Below are 21,521 nucleotides of genomic sequence, written 5' to 3'. Positions count from 1 at the left end.
CGCCGTCGAAGGCCGGTCCCATCGCGCAGCGGCCCAAGGCGACCAGCCTCTTCCGCGCCATGCGCAAAACGCCTCGAACTGCGCCGCAGTTCGAGCGCAAGGTGGTCTCACGCGAGATCGCTCCGGTCGTTTACACGACCCTCGCCACGCCGCGCGCACTCGGAACGCAGGCCGGCGTCTACGTGCCCTACCGCCCGAGCCGCATCGACATCGCCGGCTCGCGCGAGCATCCCACACCGCTCGTCGAAAGCGTCGCGATGGGATCGATTCCGGCGCCGGTGCCCGACTATACGCCGCGGCTTCACGAGCGGATCGTCAGCGAGTCCCAGCTTTCCGAAGCCCAGCTCGAGACCGTCATCTACGCGGGAGCCGCCTGGGGCCAATACCTCCCAGGCAAGTTCAAGCCCAACGAGGAAGGGGTGGGTCTGTCGCTCGCAGAGGATGGCCGCGCTTACCGCAAGGGCTATTTTCTTGGCGACGGCACGGGTGCGGGGAAGGGCAGGCAGATCGCCGCCTGCATCCTCGACAACTGGCTTGCCGGACGCCGGCAGGCAATCTGGGTGTCAAAGAACGAAAGCCTGCTCGAGGACGCGCGCCGCGACTGGTCGGCGATCGGCGGATTGCCCGCCGACATCCAACCGCTGTCGAGCTGGAAGATCGACGAGGACCTACCTTTTCGCGAAGGCATCGTGTTCGTCACCTATCCGACGCTGCGTAGCCAGCGCCAGGACGCAACGCGGCTCAAGCAGCTGCTCGATTGGGCAGGGCCCGATTACGAGGGCGTGATCGCCTTCGACGAGAGCCATGAGATGGGCGGCGTGGCCGGCGGGGAAGGCGCCCGCGGCGCCAAGGCGGGCTCGCTGCAGGGCATCGCCGGAGTGCTCCTGCAGAACCATCTTCCCGATGCGCGCGTACTCTACGCCTCCGCCACCGGTGCATCGGACGTCAACAACCTCGCCTATGCCGTCCGGCTCGGCCTGTGGGGTCCGGGAACCGCCTTCTCGAGCCGCGAGGACTTCATCAGCCAGATCCGCTCGGGCGGCATCGCGGCGATGGAACTGGTCTCGCGCGACCTGAAGGCACTCGGACTCTACCAGGCCCGCGCGCTCAGCTTCGCGGGTGTCGAATACGAGGTGCTGAAGCACGATCTGACGGACGACCAGATTCGTATCTACGACACCTATGCCGACGCGTGGGCGATCATTCACCAGAACATGGAAGAGGCGCTCGCGCTAACCAACGTGGTCGACGAGCTCGAGGGCGACACGCTCAACAGCGGCGCCAAGGCAGCTGCGCGTTCGAGATTCGAAGGCGCCAAGCAGCGGTTCTTCAACCAGGTTCTGCTCTCGATGAACCTGTTCGATCCCGCAGACAATCTCGAAAGCGAATACGCCAAGGCAGCGCTCGTGACGTGGTTCGGACTGCTTGCCGAACCGTCCAGGCACTTCATGACCGAGAAGGGCGAGCTCATCCAGCGGGTGATCCTGCACCGCCCGCTGCGCCGCGAGTACCACCAGCTGCGCGATCTCGAGGAAAGTGCATGGACTCCCTGCAGCGAAGCCGACTTCGCGCGTCTGTGGACTGCCGAGGCCGAAGACAGCGCGTCGCGCCTACACACCGAGACGGTCCACCTCGCGACCGGATTGCTGCTGCCGATCTGGTCGAACCTTCCGCGCGACTATCTCGAGGTCAACCGGATCGTCGATCTCGAAGGGCGCAGCTGACCGAGTTCGCCGCGCGGCGCTCGAGGCTCTTGCGGAACGCGAGCTTGTCGATCGCGTGGTCGGGATGGACCAGGTCGGCGAGCAGCTGTGTCAGCTGCACGATGCGATCCACTGCGCGCCCGCCTATCCGCCGCGGCAGCGATGCCGTTCCCGCTGCCTCGATCGTGATGATCGTATCCGCGAAAGGGTCGGTCGCTAGTCGCGCCGATCGGGACGGATTTTCAGCCATGAGTCGGCCAATACTGCCCTGTTCTCGACATGTCACTACCGATAACGTCCGATTATCGATAGTGTAGGAGATCGACCATACGAGTGGCTGTCAAGCGAAGTCGAGTTCGCTATACAACGTGGCCTTGCAACGTCTCCTCTACCGGCTCCCGATGATCGATCTCGACCGCCCCGACACCGCGACCACCGCCGAACTCCGAAGTGCGCGCGACGCCGCTTTCACCGCGCTCGGCCGGCTCGACGGCGCCATCGCCGGGCTCGCGCCCGAAGCGCGCGGCATCTTCGCCGCGCGGCTCGTCACCGAATGCGTTGTCGACGCGTTGCGGGTCGAGCGGCACGCGTTCACGGACAACAGGTTCGCCGCCTGGCGCGCAGGAGTTGTCACGCTCTCGGACGAGGCGACTAACCGGCAGCGCTCTCCTGTCCGGATCGCGAATGCCGTCATCGGCGAACTCGTCGCGCACGAATGGCAGCCTCTCGCGGAAGCCGCGGAAGCGTTCAGAACGATCGCGAGGCCGCTGCGCCGCGGGCCGGGGTCCAACGACGAGCCTGACCCGGTCGACGATCTGTGGCAGGCATGCGAACTCGCGAATGAGGCGACAGCGTCCGCAAGCAGGTCGGACCTCGCGCTGGGCTATGCCGATCTGGCACGGAGGCATGCGGTGTTCGCACCGCGCGAGAGCCAGCTGCGCACCTTCGGCGACGGGGTGTTCCGCCGAGCCTACGAACCCACTCCGTCGGTGCCGCCGACTTGGGCGCTAGGCCTTTACGCCGGCGCAATCCTGAAAGCCGATGGCCTGCTGCGGCATGCGATCCCGTTGCCCGGAACGATCGTCGCGCACGCTCTTCGGCCCGATGTCGATGAGGCCGAACGACATCTTGCGCACTACGAGGCGGTCGAGCGCGCGGCCCGGCGGCTAGCCACTACAACGGTAAGCGGGATCAAGCTGCATTCCTTTCGTACGAACACAACAGGTGAACACGTTCGATCAGCCCAAGCGACGCCGTGGGCGGGCTTGTCGAAAGCCGCTCTGGATGAGTTCGACGATGCGATGTTGGCGCTTGAGAAGTTGATGCCAAAGGACGGCAGCTGATTGGCGTAGCGCACACCGGCTTGGCGACGGATTGATATTCACTGGAAACATGCTATTCACCGCGCGATGAACGCGCCCGATTTAGTGAATGAGGATCAAGCCGAGCAAACGCTTCGAACGTTGCTCCGCCGCATGGAAAGCGTGTCCGACATCGATGTGGCACGTCAGGTCATGTCTTCCGACACTGCCATTGATCTCATCGTGTCGTTTCGGCGGGGTAAAGCCGCCCACACGCTTTTGGTAGAAGTAAAAGCCAACGCTGAACCTGCCCGTGTGCGAACCGCGATCTGGCAGCTACGGTCGGCAGCCCAAGCTTACGGTAACGATGCATATACCGTTCTAGCCGCGCCATATGTCTCCCCGGCGTCGCGGGAAATTTGCCAGGAAAACGGTGTTGGGTTCATCGATTTTTCCGGCAATGCCTACCTGTCGGTCGGCGGGCTCGAAATCAACCACAGGACCGATGCCAAGCCTAAAGCCGAGCAACGCGTCCTGCGCTCGCTTTTCAAGCCCAAGGCTGCGGCGGTTCTACATACATTGCTGAAAGATCCCCAGCATTCATGGCGCATAGGCGATCTGGCGGAGCAGGCGGGTGTGAGTGCCGGCCATGCCAGCCAGATCGGCAAGCAACTTCGTCAGCGCGAATTGGCCCAGCAATCCGAGGAAGGAATGTGGGTGTCGGACCCAAACGGTTTGCTCGACGTATGGAGCCAGGAATACGAGCCCCCCACGGGGAAACGCGTCCAACTTTACTCCCATCTCCACGGGCCGGAGCTCCAGGACGCCGTTCGCGCCATCATGACGGGCGGAGACGGCGGGGTGCTGCTGTACGCGTCCTTTTCGGCAGCGGATTGGATAGCCCCATTCGCACGAACCGGTCGCACGTATTTCTACGCCGATGAGCGCGGGCTAGCCCGCTTGCAGTCTGGACTGAATCTTCAGAGCGCCGCGAAAGGGGCAAATATCGACATTCTGGTTCCGAACGATCCAGATGTCTTTCGCACCGCACTGCGTCTTCAGAATGGACTGGTCGTAACAGGTCCAGTGCAGACGTACCTCGATCTCTCGATAGCGGGCGAGCGAGGAAGGGAAGCGGCCGAGCATCTGCGTGCCGAGGCGCTCCAATGGTGAAGCCGCGCGAACCCAAATCCGCTGCCGACTACGACAGCCGCTCCACCGCGGCGGTGCGATCGGTAATAGTCGAGATTGGTCAGGTTCTCGGCAGCTATCGCGGCAAATATTCCATTGTGGGAGGCTCGGTGCCCTGGCTCCTGCTCGATCAAGAGGCAATGGCGCATGTCGGCACACAGGACCTCGATTTGGATCTCGACCCCGAGGCCTTGAGCGACGGTGAATACAGCCTGCTCGTCGATGCCCTGCTCGAGAACGGCTACCAGCAATCGGAAGCGTTGGCGCGCTTTCAGTTGCAACGGGAAATTGATCTCCAGGATGGCGAAAAACCCGTCAGGGTAATCATCGACTTCCTGATGCCTCGTGATACCATGGTCTCAAACAAGGGACCGAGACTCATCGAGGGATTTGCGGTTCAGAAAGCCGATGGTGCAGACCTCGGAGTGGCCTACCAGGAAATCATCGAGGTCGCCGGGCCCATGCCCACCGGCGGGACGAACCGCGTGCGGATCGCAGTTTGCACCATCCCTGCCTTCCTGGCGATGAAGGGCCATGCCCTCGATGGTCGCAAAAAGGAAAAAGACGCCTACGACGTATATTACGCGATCAGGAACTACCCTGGCGGCACTATGGCCATCGCGGAGGCCTGTCGGCCCCTGCTGGACGAGGCGAGCGGCATCGCTGGTTTCAAATTGATCGATGCGAAATTCGACACGCTGGAAAGCTACGGTCCGACATCAGTTCGTAATTTCGTTGCCGAAACGGACGTGCTTGATGGTCGCAGCGCGGATGAATGGCAACAGGATGCCTTTGGTCAGGTCGATGCCTGGTTGCGCGCCTTGGGATTGCGCGATTGATGACGACGCAGAGCGTAATTTCGATACCGGCGGATGATACGACGTTCGAGCAGAATGTTGCCATTCTCTTTCGCGGTATCTTGGGCGATCCCAATACGAAAAGGGTCGCCAAGAGCGGCAAAAACCAGAAGGGCATCGATGTCTTCGGCAGACGCGATCGCGATGCGAAGCAGCCTGTCGGTATTCAATGCAAGCTACGCACCACCAATCGTAAGCTGACCGAGACCGAAGCTCGAGTAGAACTTACGAAGGCTTTCGCTTTCACTCCTGCGCTGACTGAATTCTTCATCGTCACGACAGCGGACGACGACGTCACCTATGACGAGATCGCGGCAAAGCTGTCGCAGGAGCAGGCGGCGAACGGGCGCGTCATCGACATCCAGATCTGGGGCTGGAACACGCTTCAGGATCGCATTGCCGAAGACCAGAAAGCACTCGATGCGTTCGATCCGGGCCATAGTCCGATGGCACAGAAACTTGCCGATATTGGCGAGGAGCAACTCGCACGGTCAGCGCGGACCCATGCCAAGCTCGATCAAAGCCTGTCTGTCCAGCATCAGAGCCACGTCCTTCTGCAAGGTATCGCTGCCGATGCAGCGAAGGGGCAGCAACTGCTGACGCATTGGGATGCACAGATCGACACCTATCGCGACATGCTGAACGAGGGCCGGGTCGAGATAGCCTTCGAACTCCTGACGAAATTGGAGAACTCGCTGACGTCGGCCGATGAGCCGCGGGTTCGTGCGCGCATCCGAGCAAACATCGGACTGGCCCATCATAGACTGGGCGATGAGAAGCGCGCTGGCGACTGCCTTCTCGAAGCGTATGCGATCTATCCTGACGACGATCGCATCGCGACCAACCGGATATTGGGATTGCAGCTGCTCGAACGTTTCGATGAATCGCTTGAGGTTGCAAGTACGCGGCTCGAGAAGGATCTCGAAGACGAGCATGCAGCAGGGTTCGTCTTCCAAGCTGCCATGTTTCTCGGGGATCAAGTCGATCCGTACGCGATCGTACCGGCTTCCTTGCTCAAGCGTACGCTTGTGCGAACTTATGAATGTCACTTCCTGCGGCATCGAGACCGCCGGGACGAATTCATCGAACGCGCGCTGCAAACCTGGCAGGACGATCCGGAGGACGCTGACGCGCGACGTCTCGCTGCGGACGCGTTGCTTGAGAAGCGGATTGGTAATGGACAGTTTCGCCAATCGCCCTTGCGCGACCCCGACAGTCGAGAGGATCTGGAAACAGCCGAGCGCCTGCTTGCCGAATACTGGGAAAAAGTCCGGCTGTACGACAACGCCCAGCAGGATCCCTATCTGACGAGCGGATGCAATCTTGTGACGCTGCATCGGGCGCTGCACCGTCCCGATGACGCTCGGAAGATCGCGATCCAGCTTTTGCAGATCGCTCCGAGCGACCGCCGCGTCCTGACCGTGGCGGCCCATGCCGCGCTCGACGAGGAGAACATGCAGGAGGCCGAGGCTCACGCGCTGGGTCTACAGGACAGTGCGGAAAAGACCTCTCTTTTGCTCCACATCTGGTCGGCCGAAAGCGAGTGGCAAAAGATCTTGGATTATGGAACCGGCCGCCGTCGCGAAGATCTCGAAGGTGAATTGCTCGAGCAGTTCGACACGATGGTATTTCGGGCGAAGTTCTTGTCAGAACATCCGGTGGCGACACGTGAAGACGCCGAGGAACTCCTAGCCGCTTGGCCGGGATCGCTTCCCGTACATATCATGGTGGCAGACTTCCTGAGCGTGAATGCACCGGAGCGTTTCGAAGAGGTTTTCGAAACCGCTCATTCGCTCGCGCAGAAAGATATTCTCTACGCTCACCGTCTCATGTTCGCCAATCTATGCCTTCTTAACGACAAGTGGGCAGAGCTTATCGATACACTGGCGGGATATGTGGCCAACGAAGTCGATACACCTGCTCTCACATGGTTGGCGATGGCATACGCCAACGCCGATCGCGCGCAGGGTGCCGGCGCGTTCTTCCGCTCGCTGCCCGATGGCATCATCGAGAAGAACGGGTATGCGCGTCTCGCGGCCGCCGCTCAATATAATCGCGGAGACCTTCGCGAAGCGGAGCGTTATGCCCGCAAGGCAATAGCAGCGCGCCCTTCCGATTTGCGAGCGCACCTTCTCCTTCACGGAGCACTGCATCGACGAAACGACATGCGCGCGGCGCGTGGTCATATCAAGAAGCTCGATCCGTCGCAGCTGGAAGGTCACGTTCTTGAGCGGCTGCGCCTCGCTCAAATTTTGCGTCAGGATATCGACGCAGAACAGGGCCTCGAATTCGGCTTTCAAATGGCTGCTCACAATCGCGATGTGCGCGAAGTCGCGGTCAGCTGGCCCGGGTTCATCTTCTTCGATCGGAACCTGCCGGACACTATCGCGAAGATTCCGGTCGCCCGGGAAAATCTCTGGTTCCATTTGCGCGGCATCGATGGCGACGACGATGTCGAGGGCATCCTGACTGACAAGGACATACCTGAGGTCCGCTGCTTCTCCCTAGATCATCCGCTGGCCAAGCTGGTCGTCGGCAAGAAGGTCGGTGAACGGTTCAGCTATCCGCAGGCGGTCGGACCGGATCGGGAATATGAGCTGGTCGAACTCAAGCATCAGGCCATCTGGCTTTTGCACGACATCATGGCGACCCACGCCGATCGCTTTCCTGAAGAAACCTCGATGTTCACGATCAAGATGAAGGGCGACGACGTTTCGCCTGTCCTGGACATCGCGAAAAGCTCTTCGGATCATGCACAAGGCATGCTCGACATCTACGAGCAACATCCCATCCCGGTTTGCGTACTTGCCCCAATGTACCGACGCAGCGTTGTCGGAATGGCCGAACACATCGCCGGAAGCGGCAAGGAAATCAGAACCTGCCATGGCCTTGGCGCCGAGCGCGTTCACGCCGAGAAGATCGTTCGGACAAGTCAAGGAAAAGGCGCGGTTCTCGATACGCTCTCGGCATGGCGAGCGATGCAATTCGGCATGCTCCCAGCGTTAAAGGAGTGGTTCGGCACGCTCTATCTCGCGCAATCGAGCTTCGATGAGTTCCTTCAGATGCGTAGTGAGAGCGAGCTTTCCTCAAAGCACGATCATGGCACCATTGGTTACATCGACGGCCAGTATGTGCGAACCGAGCAAAGCGCGGAAGAGGCCAAGAAAATTGCTGACAAGATCGATGCGGGCATCTCACTGATTCAGAAACATTGCGAAATCTGTCCCGTCGATGACGACGAATTCTCCGGCGCGAGCCTTGGCGTCATCGCGCGCGACGCCGACCTAATGATCGACCCTATCCTGCTCGCCCGCGCCAAGGTTTGCACGCTGTTGTCTGACGAACTCAACCTTCGTCAGATGGCGCAAGAGATGGGAGTGGCCCGCAGTGCCTGGCTGCAGCCGACGGTCACCGTATTGGCCGAAAACGAACTGCTCGACGATATCGAGGAGTGTTCGATCGTTGCCAATCTGGCCGTCTGGCGACACGGCCATGTGTCCTTAAGCGGCAAAAATCTGGCCGCGATCGCGGAGAAAGGCCCGGAGCCGGCGTTCGGCTATTTCCAGGCTGCCACCGCCTATCTCGGGGGAGTGGACGCGGATATGCATTCGCATATTCTCGCAGCTTTGAGTGCCATGGAGTTGCTGTGGAACTCGTCCCTGCCTTGTCACGAGCAAGGTCGCTGCGCAGGGCATATGTTCGGACGTCTAATTTCTGGGCGGGAAGATTGGCAGGCAATCCTGTCAGCGATCGAGCATCGGCTGATCTTCGACGCAAGACAGGGCGGCTCAAGTCAGCGATCTATAGATTACTTTAGGGCGTGGTGCCGCGGGCATTTTTATATGGTAGCGTAATTATACCATGAGCAAGTTGGTTCAATCTCCGGATCGAACGTGTTTGGTCCGGTCATTAAGGGAAAATCGGGCTGGTGAAAACGCGGAGCCGGTCCAGTCCGGCCATTAGAAGAACGCGACAACTAGCATAGAAAAATGGGCAATCGCGGCAATTTTCTATAATTGCGGTTTATAGCAAGTACGGTCTTGCGGGGCGGGGCACGTTTTTGCGATAGCAGTCCGGCAATCACGAGAAACCCGCACCGATGCCCGAGCGTCCCGCTTCCGAAATCATCGTTCACGACCAGTCGCGCAAGGTGCCGCAACCGCGCGGCAAGGACCAGAAGATCGACCGCGAGCTGCAGGCAGAGCTGCGGATCGCGCAGGCGCTGGCGGCCGGCGCCGACGGCACCCTCGAGAATATCAGCCAGGATCACTTCGAAGCCGAGTTCAAGGCAATGGCGCTAAATAGCAAGATCGCGGCCGCGGCCGACCTCGACTGCTACGTCGACTGGTGCCTCGCCGAACAACGCGCGGCGTTCCCTGCCGACCCGGTGACGCTGGTGCGCTACATCGAGGCGAAGGTGAAGGCCAAGGCGAAGCCCGCAACGATCGTGAGGCGGATATCCAGCATCGCCAAGGCGCATCATATGCTGGGGCTTGAGCCGGAGGGTCCGCGCAACCGCATGGTCCGGCAGACGCTAGTCGCGATCAACAAGAAGAAGAACCAGCGCCAGGCGGCCGCGATCCGCGTCGGAGAAAACCGCACCGGCACCAGCTCGCCCATCACCATCCAAGCATTACTGGAGTGCTGCGACAGCACGCTTCGGGGCCTTCGCGATGCAGCCCTTCTCTCAGTCGGCTACTACGGCGGCCTGCGCGTGAGCGAGCTGACCGCGGCCACCGTCGAGGACCTTGAGGTGGACGTTGATGGCACAGGCACGCTGACCGTGCCCTTCTCCAAGACCGATCAGGAAGGGGAAGGTGCGGAAGTGTGGATGCCGGCCGATGCGGTCCGGCGTCTGCGGGCGTGGTTGGAGGCGGCAAAGATCGAGGAAGGGGTGATGTTCAGGCGAATCCATGTCACGCGGAAGAAGGCCAAGGACGCGATCGCCCCTCAGGCGTGGGACAGCATTCCTGGGCACACGCGGCACTATCAGGAACGGCTTGAAGGCCAGGCCGCGACGCAGGCGATCACCGTCTACACGGTCGGCCCCAATCCGCTGACGACGCAAGGGGTCAACGCAATCTACAAGCGCCTGGTCGAGCGCGCGTGGCTCGATGGGTTGATCGAGGTCGGAAAGGACAGCATCGACAAGACGCTGAAGGCAATATCCTCGCATTCGCTCAGGGTCGGCCTGACACACGATCTGATCGCTCTGGGCGCCGACGGGGTCGCGATCACGAATGCGATGCGCTGGACGTCCCCGGGAACCATTTTACGCTACGGAAAGAAGCTGCGCGCGAAATCGAGCGCGACGGCCCGCTTTCTCGGCGGCGAGACAGAATAGAACAGGGGTCTGAAATCGAACAAGAAGTCTCGACACTGACATCTTTTTAAGCAAGGTTCTTCGAGAGAAAGTTCCAAGGGGGCGCATTCCGTGGAGCATTACGCCGATCTGCAGAGGCTGCTCCATGCGGTCCACAAGTATCGTCAGGAAGGCAAACTTCCGGACGATCCTGCAGAGCTGGACAAGGTCTGCGCCCGTGTTCTCGACTACGATCGTTTCGATGAGACGGCAATCGACTGGAAGCGCATAGCCGAATACGAGAAGGAACTTAACGGCGGCACGTGGCCACGGGACGATTGAAGCGCAGGCACAAATTGATATAGTCCCGCGATGGAGCGACGAGTAAGCCACCTATATCGCGCAGCCATCGAGAAGATGGCAAAAAGCGCAGATCACGAAGTTGAAAAGCTTCGCAGGGCGATCGCGCGTGGGGAACGACCTTCGCCGTTGCCGGATCCAGAAGCTCTAGCCCGCATCACGAACAACTCCAAGGACTGGGGCGAGTATGCTTTCGCGGACCTGCGCGGCGCGGGTTTCGTCCGGAATGAACTGCTGCAATTCGACTGGGTCCAGATCGACCCAAGCCGTGTCGGCGATGAGCTCGCCGCCGTTGCCGGCATTGAAGCTCGGAGCATCATTCGCCTGAGTCTCATGAACTGCGCCAATGCGATGCCGGAGATCGAACGTCGGCTGCAGTCGTTTGTCCAGGCAGCAGCTGGCGGAAAGCCGCTCGCTTCGCTGCTCGCTCACCAGAAACTGATGTTCGCCGTCGTCGCCGCGACTGGCGAAGTGAACCTGCTTGAGGAGTACGCTAAGCGGGCGCGCGTGGCACTGGTCTACATCCGTTCGCTTTCACTCGAGCGCAAGGATCTCGAAGGCATGAGTGCCTCTGCACAGGCCATGGTCTCGAAGCTCTGCGACGGAAATGCAAGAGATTGCGCGGCGGATGCCACATCGATGCGACTGCACCCGCGTCGGCCGGCCCTTGTCTGATTTTGCGGCGTTACAGCGCGTAAGTCATCCGATCGATCTCCGTTACCGGTCGCAGCATCGGGATTGTGGCACGGGCACTGCCTGCATAGGTCGGCATCCCGCTGATATGAGGCTCGATCGCCTGAAATCCACCAACCTTGACCTTTTCCGGGTAAGCCCTCGCCTCCATCTTTTCGATCAGGGTGAAGAGCGAGGAAGCCGTGCTATCGAAGAAGAAGCGACACGCCTTTCGGACGCCTTCGAGATCACCCGACCGGGCCGCAGTGAGAAACTTATCGGCAGCCTCGACGAAGAATCCGGTACGATCGGCATAGGCATCGGAGAGCCACAGAAGCCGAAAGAACGCCTGCGGTATGAACTGCTCGACGAGCTGGGCAAGCGTGCTTCTCGGCCCTCCCAGAACGACGGTGGTGAGAGCCATTGCGCCGATGAAAAAAGCCTCGTTGTGGACCTCCACGTCCCTTACTCTGGAATCGAGGAACTGCTCGGCCGGGCGCAGCTTCTCTTCGCCACCGAGCGCGAGGCGCAAGGCTCCGATCTCCACGATCGCACACAAGGCAAGCCGCCACTCATCGACCTGTTCTTTGGTGAACGTCGATACGACATAGGACCGTCCGCGCCTGGTCAGATAGCCGGTCGACCCAAGCGCGAGAAGAAGCTGCCGCGCCATGCCGACGGTCACCCCCAGGTCGGCGACGACATCTTCCGCGGTCAGCGACGAGCCGCCCGGGATCTCGCCAAAAAGAATGCGCTCCCGCAGGTCGACGAAACCCTGTTCGACTTTAGAATTCATCCCTCTCGATGCGCAGTTGGACTCGCACCGCTCCCTCGTAATTCTCGCGTGATCCCTACTGCTTAACCGCTATGGGGATCAACCGCGGCGCTTTCCTAATTTGACCACAGCATTCCGCCAGCAATTGTGTTGGGCATCCTCAAATGCTATGGTCAAATTAGGAGAAAGCCAGTGCAAGATGATCTTCCCAACGTCAGGTCGCAGCTAGGAGTGTCCGCGCCTGAAATTCACTTCGTCGCTGAAACAAGCACCGACGGACGCGTGACGCTCATTTCTGTCCACCCCAATTACGGCCTCTTCCTAAAGAGGATCGCTCTGTTCGTGCTTTTCTCAGCAATTTTCTACCTCGGGAACAGGCTCGGACTTATCTGAACCCAAACCGTCGGGGATCTACAGGCTGCCCGTCTCTCCACAACTCATAATGCAGGTGCGGCCCGGTCGATCGCCCGGTGCTTCCCACCTGGCCGATCTGCTGCCCCGCAGAGACGCTTTGGCCTTCCTCAAGAGGCGAGCGTGACTGCATATGGAAGTACTTGCTTTGCGTGCCGTCCGGATGATCGATGACGACGTAGTTGCCAGCGCCTCCCGCCTGGAATTCAACCTTGGAAACCACCCCGGCGCCCCTTGCTATGATCGGGGTGCCAGCGGCGGCCGGGATGTCGAGGCCGTTGTGCTGGCGGCGCCCACCGGAGATTGGATCGACCCGCGTTCCCAACCCTGAGCCTGCTGCGCCGGCGACGGGAAGCAGAGGTTGCTGACCTCTCGGCAATTCCACCAGCGATGACGCGCCCGACCCGGGCTGACCTCCAGAACCAAAGCTGCCGGTGAACTCATCAATCTTGTCCATCAAGGGCGAGACGATGGGCATGGTCCGCCCAAGGCTTGCGTGATTGCGCTCATCGACCGTCTCGCGCAGCCCTGCAGCGCCTCGATATGACCCTACACCTTCTTGCCTGAGATCGCGTCCTCCATCAAGAATGCGTTCTTCGCCGTACTCGACCCGACCGGCAACATCGTCTGCAAGAGCAGAGTCTCGCGAGCTTGCGCGGACATTTACATCGGGCGCACGACCCTCGAGCCGTGCCTGGTTCGCATCGCCCCATGCGCGCACACTATCACCGGTGGTGATCGCGGGAGCTTCGATACCGAGACTACGGGGAGCGTCGGGAACGAGGCCCAGCTCATCGCGCATCCGGTCGATCCGGGAATCCATGTAACGGCCAAGCATGATGTCTCGCACGCCTTCCTGTTGGGCGGTGGGTGCAACCATATTGGGTCTCCAACCGATATCGCGCAGAACGGCATTCTCTGGCTTCTGGAGCTCGTCTTCCGCGTAGCGGACGAACTCCTGTGTCTCGTTGTAATTGAGATTGAAACCGCGACTTTCCGCGTTGCTGACATCGCGGGATATCCGTTGCCAAGTATCCTCGGTCTGGGAAGCTTCGAGCGATGCGGATCGGGAATCGGTGATCGAAGCGCCGAGACGCTGCGAGAGGCCACGGGTTTCCGAATCCTGAGCCGTGCTGGTCTCGCGCATGAAATCTTCTCGAGCCTGCCGAGCTTGTACCGAACTTGACTGCCGTTCGACGTAGCCGCGCAATTCACTCCATGCTTCGTCGGCAGTGACTGTCCGACCAGTTTCCCTCGAGGCAGACGCCGCGATCTGGGCGGCGAGCTTTGCATTTACACCAGTAAGCGCACCCCCAGGAACCCCAAGGGAGGCATCTGCCGAACCTGTCATTGTGGAAGAACGCGCGATGCGATCGGCATCGCTCTGGCTCATTCCGAACCGCGACTGGAGGTCGTTAGACATCGCGTTGCTGGCTTCATACATATTGGTGAGGCTGTTGTTGAAACCGGAGCCGGTCTGAGTCGAAGACGACGCATATCGCTCGGCCGAGTTAAAAAGCTCGGTCGCGGTGCTGGCTGTCGCGCTCCATGACTCGGACGCGCTTTGGCGGGCCTGCTCCACCCTGCCCCAACCTTCCGAGAGCACGCCCCGCGCTTCGGCGGCGAATCCTGCGGTCCGCGTGGGCCGGAACGCGAGATTTGAGATTGCATCGCTCGTATCGAAGGCGCTGCTACCGTCGGCAAAGCCCTTGGTGACGGCGCCATCGGCCTCTCGATACGACGTACGCGCCATCCCGCCCTGGTAGTTCGGTGCGGTGTTCCACTGGTCCGACTGGCGATTGAACCCGCTCAGGTTCATGAAGTTCTCGTTGCCGTAGGAATAGTTTCCGGTGGTCCGCTCGACCGCCGCCGCTTCTGCTGCCGATTGCGCCGGTGCCAGCATCGAGGTCGCCTGAGAGGACACAGCCATCGCACCGCGCGCCATGCCGGCGGCAAGGAACGGGATCGACATCATCAGGAAACCGGCGATCGTCGCCGTATCGGCATTGACCGCATCGATGCCGGCCATACCTGCCATCGTGATTCCACCCGGCGAGGTCGCATTCAGCGCATCCGACGCCCGGTCCATGATGAACATATGGAGGACGACGTAGAGCGGTCCCCATGCGGCGAGATAGAAGAAGCCGGTGAAATAGCCCTTCAGCGCGGACACACCGGTTCGCGGAATGAGGAAGAGCGGGAAGATGACCGGAAACATCGCGTAGAACACAACGGTCAGCACGATGTTGAGGAGCGGCACCCAAGTCATCGCCTGTTGGGCGATCGAGGTGTAGGTGTTGCGCGCCTGTTCCTGCGCGCGGAGCATGGCGAAGGTGTCGCCATCGGCCGCCCCGAGATTGGCGCGCGCTTCAAGGAACGCGCTTACGAGCGAGCGCTGGTGGAAGATCTGTTGGGCCGTCTGCGAGCTGCCGTGGAACTGGTTGGCGATGACCGGCAGGTCCGCGACGAGCTTGGCTCGTGCCGCGGCCGGGGTCAGTCCCGGGAACATCTTGCGGCCCTCTTCCTCGAGCTGGGTGTCGGCGTAAGTGACGAGGCCCGTCTGCAGGTTGGTATAGCCAGCCCGGCAGGTCACGATGGTCGGAGCACCGGCATCGGGGATCCATTTCATCCCTCGCGCGAGCGAGCCAGGACCCATGTCGGTCAGGATGTCGTTGGAGGTCGCGATCGCGTCGAACGATTCGAACCCGAGCAGGATGTCATAGAACAGACACTGCTTGTAGTATTCCTCGAGATTGGCGCTGATGCGGGGATCCCGGATCTTGAACTCGCGTGTCCGGTCCCACAGGCGCGCGCCGTAGATCATACCGTTGTTGGACATCTGAAGGGAGCCGGGCATCACGAAGACGGTTTCGGCCGTCTCGGTCAGCCAGTCACCCGTCCGCGAGCTGACCGAGGCGATGAGCGCCAGCCCTACAGGCACGTTGGCCACCGTCGCGGGGGCAAGGCCCGGATTTAGGCGGTCGGTCACCTTGACCGTCGTGGTCGGCACGATAAGCGCGCCGTACATAAGCGTCGCGCCGAGGAACCAGTTGAGCCAGGCGCGCCAGTTGAGACTGAAGGCCACGACGAGAAGGCTGTAGATCAGGCCCATCACCATGACGACGCGGATAAGGGAGCGGAAGCCCCCTCCCCCGGTCCACGCACTGACGGCGTTGAACACGTTGACGATGTATTCGCCGCCGCCGATCGTCCAGATCTCCATCATGGCCTTGGGTCCTTACTGAATGCCCTGGTTCGAGAGCGACGTGCTGAAGGACAGCGCCGCCGACATTTGCGGGGAGAGATTGTTGCGCAGCGTCCCTTCGAGGAAGACGGCGCGCTCGACGACATGCTGGGTGCGCTGCAGGCGCAGGTTCATGCCCTGCGAATAGGTGTCGAGGACCTGCCGCACCGAGGCGATTTGCTCGCGCCACTGCGACAGGGCCGCCTCGTTGGCGTTCTGAAAGGTCCCCACCCCGCGCGAGGCGTAGCCGTAGTATTGCTGTGCGATCGCATCGAGGAGATCCATCGCCACAACTTCGGCAAGGTCGTTCATGTCGTTCGACGTCATGCCGCCCAGCGTCGCGGCCGCATTGACCGAGATGATCTTGTAGAGCGGAATCGTGGTCGCGCCGAGCAGACCGATCTCATCGGTCGAGAGCGCCGCGTTGGTGCGGACCTTGCCGTTCATGCTCTCGATCATCGCGCGCACGCGAGGCTTCAGCGCCTGTGCGCTCGAGATCGACATGGTCTTCGATACCTTCATTGCCGGTCGCCGCGCCCGCCTCGATACCGCGATCGAACAAGTCACGGCGCTTGCCCGGCAGGGGGAACTGCCTCAGGTACGGCTCGACGCCGGCGGGCTCGTCATCTCGCCGCTCAAGGCCATGACCCTGCCCGATGCGGAGGACGTGCGGCGCATGGTCTACGACCGCCTGCCGCGTGTGAAGATCACCGATCTGTTGCTGGAGGTCGATGGCTGGACCGGCTTTTCCGAATGCTTCACTCATCGACGCTCCGGTCGACCGGCCGATGATCGTAACGCGCTTCTCACCGTGATCCTGGCGGACGGCATCAATCTCGGCCTGACGCGCATGGCGGATACCTGCCAGGCGGCCACCCTGCGCCAGCTCGCACATCTGCATGACTGGCACGTCAGCGAGAGCGCCTATGGCGCAGCGCTGGCGCGACTGATCGACGCGCATCGCGCCCTGCCGCTAAGCAGCCTGTGGGGCGACGGCACCACGTCGTCGAGCGATGGCCAGCTCTTTCACGCCGGCGGGCGCGGGGCTGCGATCGGTGTCATCAACGCGCGTAACGGCAACGAACCCGGCGTCAGCTTCTACACCCACATTTCGGATCAATATGACCCGTTCGCGAGCAGGGTGATCGCGGCGACAGCAGGCGAGGCGCCCTATGTCCTTGACGGGCTGCTCTACCATGCCACCGGTCTGTCGATCGAAGAACATTACACCGATACCGGCGGGGCCTCCGACCATGTATTTGGCCTCATGCCGTTCTTCGGCTACCGCTTCGCGCCGCGTTTGCGGGATCTGAAGGAACGGCGCCTGCATCTGCTGCCGCAGCAGGATGCCGGGGCGCTGCTCGCCGGACTGACCGGCGATCCGGTCGCGGTCGGCCACGTCGCTGACCATTGGGACGAACTGCTCCGGCTCGTCACCTCGATCCGCAGCGGCACCGTCACCGCCTCCGCGATGCTGCGCCGGTTGTCCGCCTATCCACGCCAGAACGGCCTTGCCCTCGCGTTGCGCGATGTCGGTCGGATCGAACGCTCGATCTTCATGCTCGACTGGTTGCGCGACATCGACCTGCGCCGGCGTGCCCAGGCCGGGCTCAACAAGGGAGAGGCGCGCAACGCTCTCGCGCGAGCCCTGTTCTTCAACCAGCTCGGCGAACTGCGCGACCGCCGGTTCGAAAATCAGACCTACCGCGCCTCCGGGCTCAACCTGCTCGTCGCCGCCATCATTCTGTGGAACACCCGCTATCTCGAACAAGCTATCGCCGGCATGGCGGTGCCGCCTGAAGCCGCCCGCCACATCGCACCGCTCGGGTGGGAGCATATCTCACTCACCGGCGACTATCGATGGAACACCGACGAGCGCCCTCCCGCCGGCCGGCTTAGGCCGCTACGCACACCCGCATCGTTGCTCGCTGCATGACGCGGCCACGTGTTCGCCTATCGTTCACGTCTGGCGTACGCGCAGCGTACTTTCGTGTCATAGCCCCTATCAGGCGCACAAACCGTCCCGCTTTCCTGCCCCCTGATGGAAAATCAAATAAGCCCTTGACCCTATAGCTACTACAGGCCGTAATCGTTCCAGCAACCCTCGCCGAAGGAAGGCGAGCGATATGGACAAACGATACTTGCGACAAACGCCTTTGCTGGACTTTGCCTCGCCAATCATCCGCGATCTCCTGGCGGCGCGGGGTTGGTGTGCATTGACCCCGTTCGAAAGAATCGGACAGGCTTACGCTTTTGTCCGTGACGAAACCGCCTTCGGCTACAACAGGTCCGATGACATTCCCGCATCGAAGGTTCTCAAGGACGGTTATGGTCAGTGCAACACCAAGGGAACCTTGTTGATGGCGCTTTTGCGGGCGCTGAAGATTCCGTGTCGCCTGCACGGATTTACCATCCACAAGGGATTGCAGCGCGGCGTTGTCCCTGAGCTGGTCTATCCCCTTGCCCCGAACAGCATCCTTCATAGCTGGGTCGAAATCGCGCATGATGGCCGCTGGATCAATCTCGAAGGCTTCATTCTGGATCGGCCCTTTCTTCAGGCGCTACAGGCGAAATTTGCCGGTGAGACGAACAGCCTGTGCGGCTACGGAGCCGGAACCGATTGCCTGTCGTCGCCGCCGATCGACTGGCTTGGGCAGGACACCTATATCCAGCGCACGGGGATCAACGCCGACTTGGGGCTGTTCGACAGTCCCGATGACTTCTACGCGCGCCACAGGCAGCGTTTGGGGACGGCTCGCGAATGGATGTATCAAAACTTCGTGCGGCACTGGATGAACCGGCGTGTTGAAAAGGTTCGGCAGGCAAGATTCCGAAAATCCCTCGCGGTCCAGCAACGCACGATCATCCGGAATGATGCAGAAACCGTTTAGGGTATGCAGCGCACGCCGCCCATATGGCGCTTTGCGGTGAAACCATAGACCGCTCCGATCCTTGTTGAATACCTGAATATAGGCTAGGGGGGTATCTTATGCCTCACCTCTCCAGAAACGACTCCGACCTCCTCGCCCGCGTAAAGCGCATCGCTGGGCAAGTCGCGGCCGTGGAACGCGGCCTGACTGAGAAAGCGCCCTGCGCCGATATTCTTCACCTCGTCGCAGCAGTGCGCGGCGCGGTGAACGGGCTGATGGACGAAATCATCGTTGATCATCTCGACCAGCATGTCGCAAAGCCTGGTCTCGGCGACGCCGAACGGGCGACGGGGGCGGCAGAACTGGCGACCGTGATCCGGCGCTATTCCAAATGACACGCGGCCCGGACCTTGCGCGATCGGTCGAAGCTCTCGCGCACGATCACAATTTCCTTGGCGCGGCACATGACGACAATGCCCGGCGCACGCGCATCGTCGTCGTCCTGACTTTCGCCATGATGATTGGCGAAATCGCCGCCGGCTATCTCACAGGCTCGATGGCGCTGCTTGCCGACGGCTTCCACATGGCGACCCATGCCGGTGCGCTCGGTGTCGCCGCCTTCGCCTACAGCTATGCCCGGCGCCATGCGGGCGATCGACGTTTCACCTTCGGAACCGGCAAGGTTGGTGAGCTGGCCGGTTTCGCCAGCGCCTTTGTTCTTGCCATCATCGCGCTTGGCATCGGCGTCGAATCCGTGAGGCGGCTCCTTGCCCCGACTGACATCGCGTATGCCGAAGCAATATGGATCGCGGTCCTTGGCCTGATCGTCAATCTCATCAGCGCCTGGCTGCTCGGCGGCGACCATCATCTCGATCACCATGACCATCACGGCCACGGTCATGCCCATCATGAGCATGACAACAATCTGCGCTCGGCCTATTTCCATGTGCTGGCCGACGCGCTCACCTCCATGCTCGCCATCGTCGCGCTCCTCGCCGGCCTTTATTTGGGTTGGCGCTGGATGGACGCGGCGATGGGCATCGTCGGCGCGGCCGTCATTGCCCGCTGGTCATGGGGCCTGCTGCGCGACAGTTCGGCCGTGCTCGTCGACGCCGCCGCCGATCCCAGTCTTGAAGAAGAAATCCGGAAGGCGGTCGAGGACGGCGATGCCAGGATTACGGATCTTCATATCTGGCGGGTCGGGCCAGGCAAGTTCGCCGCCATCGTCGCGCTCGTCGCGGAACGCCCCTTGCCACCCGACGATTACGCCAGACGTGTGCGCGTGCATGATGAGCTGGTTCATGTCACTATAGAGCCGCACCCGGCCTGAGAGGAGATAGGCCCATGCGCGAGCAACGCAGTCGCTATTCGACGGTTTCGATCCTGCTGCACTGGACCATCTTCGTGCTGATCTTCGCCAACGCGACCTTCGGTGGCTGGATGGAGGAAGCCGCCCCGAACGAAAAGCTGGACTATTACCAGCTTCACAAATCGGTTGGAATCACCGTCCTGTTGCTGAGCCTTGTCCGGCTTGGCTGGCGCATCGCCCATCCCTGGCCCCCCTTTCCAGATAATATGACGACATGGGAACGCATCATTGCGCGCGGCACGCATATCCTGTTCTATGTTTTGATGATGGGTGCACCTCTCCTTGGGTGGGCGGCAGCTTCGGCAGGCGGCTCCCCTGAAACACCACTTTTCGGTGCGCTCCCCGGCCCCAATTTACCAGTGCCGCAAGGGGAAGAACTGTCCGAGACGCTGGGTGGCCTTCACAAGGCAATGGTGAAGGCGATCTATGTCGTTCTAGGGTTGCATGTCCTTGGGGCGCTTAAACACCATTACCTCGACAAGGACGAGGTTCTTCACCGTATGCTGCCGTTGCTGCGCGATCCGCAGCGATGAATCGTCTATTCACCGCGAGTTCAATTGCCGTTCTTCAAATTGGCTCCGTTGGGCTTTTCGATGCCCAGGAGAGGTAGAATGAAATTTCTGATGATACTTGGCGCTGCCGCGCTTGCGGCCATGACGCCTTCGGTCGCGATGGCTCAGCATCATGGCGATCGCGGCAGTCATGAACGCAGCGTAAGCCGTCACGGCAACAGCGGCCACGTCGCGCCTTCCTACGGCCGCTACTACGATCAGCGGTATCGTGGCTACGACCGGCGTTATGGTTACGATCGCCACGAACGACGTTATGACCGGCATGACCGACCACGGCACGAACGTCGCCGCCATCATCAACGGCGCGGGCACCATTGACGAGGACGGGAGCTGATTTCTAGTTCTCACTCACACGCGTTGCCATGCGCGGCCGCTCCTTCCTGATGGGAACGATGGTGCATCACACAGCGCCGCTTGGAACCTGATTCATTCAGGGGCGATGGCGAAGCCGCCCTGTTCCTACCGTAGCCGGGCTTGGCACATCCTGCTCGCCGCTGGGTTCTTCCAGATCGGCGAGGATGGGACAGTCGGGCCGGTCATCACCCGCGCAGCAATCCACCAGTGTCCCGAGCGTGGCGGTCATCTGTTCGAGGCTTTCGATCCGCTCCTGGAGCTGGGCAATATGCGCCTGAGCGATCCGCTTCACGTCGGCGCTCTGGCGGGATTTGTCCCGCCAGAGGCTCAGCAGTTCATTGATCTCCGCGACCGAGAAACCGAGATCACGCGCCCGCCGGATGAACCGCAGCATATGGACATCCGATGGCGAGTAGTCGCGATAGCCGGAATCCTTGCGATCGGCTTTCGGAATGAGGCCGGTCTGCTCATAATAGCGGATCATCTTGGCAGAGACGCCCGATGCCTTGGATGCTTGTCCGATATTCATGATGCTTCTCG

The 21,521-nt window shown here is 61.1% G+C and carries 18 protein-coding genes and 1 pseudogene; 14 read left to right on the top strand and 5 right to left on the bottom strand.

The features are described from left to right. Positions 1-1,724: strawberry notch family protein (locus V6B15_RS14925; protein WP_334201723.1), on the top strand; the 1,724-nt coding region annotated here is incomplete at its 5' end. Here V6B15_RS14925 and V6B15_RS14920 read toward each other — a convergent pair. Continuing rightward, positions 1,690-1,953, bottom strand: a complete 264-nt coding sequence (locus tag V6B15_RS14920) for a hypothetical protein (RefSeq protein WP_334201722.1) — start codon at positions 1,951-1,953, stop codon at positions 1,690-1,692. The two genes, V6B15_RS14925 and V6B15_RS14920, sit on opposite strands and share 35 nt — an antisense overlap. A 151-nt stretch (positions 1,954-2,104) precedes the next feature. On the opposite strand from V6B15_RS14920, the gene V6B15_RS14915 reads away from it, so the two are divergent. The 7 genes from V6B15_RS14915 to V6B15_RS14885 all read left to right on the top strand — a co-directional run bounded on the left by V6B15_RS14915 (position 2,105) and on the right by V6B15_RS14885 (position 11,389). Next, on the top strand, positions 2,105-3,046 hold the full coding sequence (locus V6B15_RS14915; protein WP_334201721.1) for a hypothetical protein: 942 nt from the start codon (positions 2,105-2,107) through the stop codon (positions 3,044-3,046). 66 nt (positions 3,047-3,112) lie between these two features. Beyond that, entirely contained in the window at positions 3,113-4,177 is a 1,065-nt protein-coding gene (locus tag V6B15_RS14910) for a restriction endonuclease (RefSeq protein ID WP_163887016.1), read from the top strand. Next, a complete protein-coding gene (locus tag V6B15_RS14905; RefSeq protein WP_163887018.1) occupies positions 4,171-5,034 on the top strand; it encodes a hypothetical protein in 864 nt (287 codons plus the stop codon). Before V6B15_RS14910 ends, V6B15_RS14905 begins: the two co-directional genes overlap by 7 nt. Beyond that, positions 5,034-8,906 (top strand): PIN domain-containing protein, encoded by a 3,873-nt coding sequence (locus tag V6B15_RS14900; protein WP_163887020.1) that lies wholly within the window; start codon positions 5,034-5,036, stop codon positions 8,904-8,906. Before V6B15_RS14905 ends, V6B15_RS14900 begins: the two co-directional genes overlap by 1 nt. A 245-nt stretch (positions 8,907-9,151) precedes the next feature. Beyond that, a complete protein-coding gene (locus V6B15_RS14895; RefSeq protein WP_163887022.1) occupies positions 9,152-10,396 on the top strand; it encodes a tyrosine-type recombinase/integrase in 1,245 nt (414 codons plus the stop codon). Positions 10,397-10,486: 90 nt separating this feature from the next. Further along, positions 10,487-10,696 (top strand): hypothetical protein, encoded by a 210-nt coding sequence (locus tag V6B15_RS14890; protein ID WP_141462146.1) that lies wholly within the window; start codon positions 10,487-10,489, stop codon positions 10,694-10,696. A 75-nt stretch (positions 10,697-10,771) separates the two neighbouring features. Then, positions 10,772-11,389 carry a hypothetical protein gene (locus V6B15_RS14885; protein WP_163887024.1) on the top strand — a complete coding sequence of 206 codons (618 nt, stop codon included), beginning with the start codon at positions 10,772-10,774 and terminating at the stop codon, positions 11,387-11,389. A gap of 10 nt (positions 11,390-11,399) precedes the next feature. Here V6B15_RS14885 and V6B15_RS14880 read toward each other — a convergent pair whose 3' ends face one another. From V6B15_RS14880 to V6B15_RS14870, 3 genes are all read right to left on the bottom strand, one after another. Then, positions 11,400-12,182 carry a GntR family transcriptional regulator gene (locus tag V6B15_RS14880; RefSeq protein ID WP_163887026.1) on the bottom strand — a complete coding sequence of 261 codons (783 nt, stop codon included), beginning with the start codon at positions 12,180-12,182 and terminating at the stop codon, positions 11,400-11,402. Positions 12,183-12,546: 364 nt separating this feature from the next. Next, positions 12,547-15,798, bottom strand: coding sequence for a conjugal transfer protein TraG N-terminal domain-containing protein (locus V6B15_RS14875; RefSeq protein WP_163887028.1), 3,252 nt, complete (start codon positions 15,796-15,798; stop codon positions 12,547-12,549). A gap of 12 nt (positions 15,799-15,810) precedes the next feature. Beyond that, complete coding sequence (locus V6B15_RS14870; RefSeq protein ID WP_334201724.1) at positions 15,811-16,275, bottom strand: conjugal transfer protein TraH; 465 nt, start codon at positions 16,273-16,275, stop codon at positions 15,811-15,813. A 31-nt stretch (positions 16,276-16,306) separates the two neighbouring features. Here V6B15_RS14870 and V6B15_RS14865 point away from each other — a divergent pair. The 6 genes and pseudogenes from V6B15_RS14865 to V6B15_RS14840 all read left to right on the top strand — a co-directional run. Next, positions 16,307-17,752, top strand: a pseudogene (locus tag V6B15_RS14865) (Tn3 family transposase); the annotation flags it as partial. A gap of 190 nt (positions 17,753-17,942) precedes the next feature. Further along, on the top strand, positions 17,943-18,707 hold the full coding sequence (locus V6B15_RS14860) for a transglutaminase-like domain-containing protein (protein ID WP_082384351.1): 765 nt from the start codon (positions 17,943-17,945) through the stop codon (positions 18,705-18,707). A gap of 98 nt (positions 18,708-18,805) precedes the next feature. Further along, entirely contained in the window at positions 18,806-19,081 is a 276-nt protein-coding gene (locus V6B15_RS14855; RefSeq protein ID WP_054528973.1) for a metal/formaldehyde-sensitive transcriptional repressor, read from the top strand. Then, complete coding sequence (gene dmeF, locus V6B15_RS14850) at positions 19,078-20,016, top strand: CDF family Co(II)/Ni(II) efflux transporter DmeF (protein ID WP_054528974.1); 939 nt, start codon at positions 19,078-19,080, stop codon at positions 20,014-20,016. The genes V6B15_RS14855 and dmeF overlap by 4 nt, the downstream gene beginning before the upstream one ends. Positions 20,017-20,030: 14 nt before the next feature. Continuing rightward, positions 20,031-20,588 (top strand): cytochrome b, encoded by a 558-nt coding sequence (locus V6B15_RS14845; RefSeq protein ID WP_054528975.1) that lies wholly within the window; start codon positions 20,031-20,033, stop codon positions 20,586-20,588. A 78-nt stretch (positions 20,589-20,666) separates the two neighbouring features. Beyond that, on the top strand, positions 20,667-20,945 hold the full coding sequence (locus V6B15_RS14840) for a hypothetical protein (RefSeq protein ID WP_156313359.1): 279 nt from the start codon (positions 20,667-20,669) through the stop codon (positions 20,943-20,945). A gap of 112 nt (positions 20,946-21,057) precedes the next feature. On the opposite strand, the gene cueR is transcribed toward V6B15_RS14840, so the two are convergent. Continuing rightward, positions 21,058-21,510 carry a Cu(I)-responsive transcriptional regulator gene (gene cueR, locus V6B15_RS14835; protein ID WP_054528976.1) on the bottom strand — a complete coding sequence of 151 codons (453 nt, stop codon included), beginning with the start codon at positions 21,508-21,510 and terminating at the stop codon, positions 21,058-21,060. Positions 21,511-21,521: the final 11 nt, after the last annotated feature.

The organism is Qipengyuania sp. Mu-71 (genome assembly GCF_036867055.1).
Taxonomy (GTDB): domain Bacteria; phylum Pseudomonadota; class Alphaproteobacteria; order Sphingomonadales; family Sphingomonadaceae; genus Qipengyuania; species Qipengyuania profunda.
Note: the sequence above shows the minus strand (reverse complement) of the source record. Positions and strands in the feature narration are given on the sequence as shown.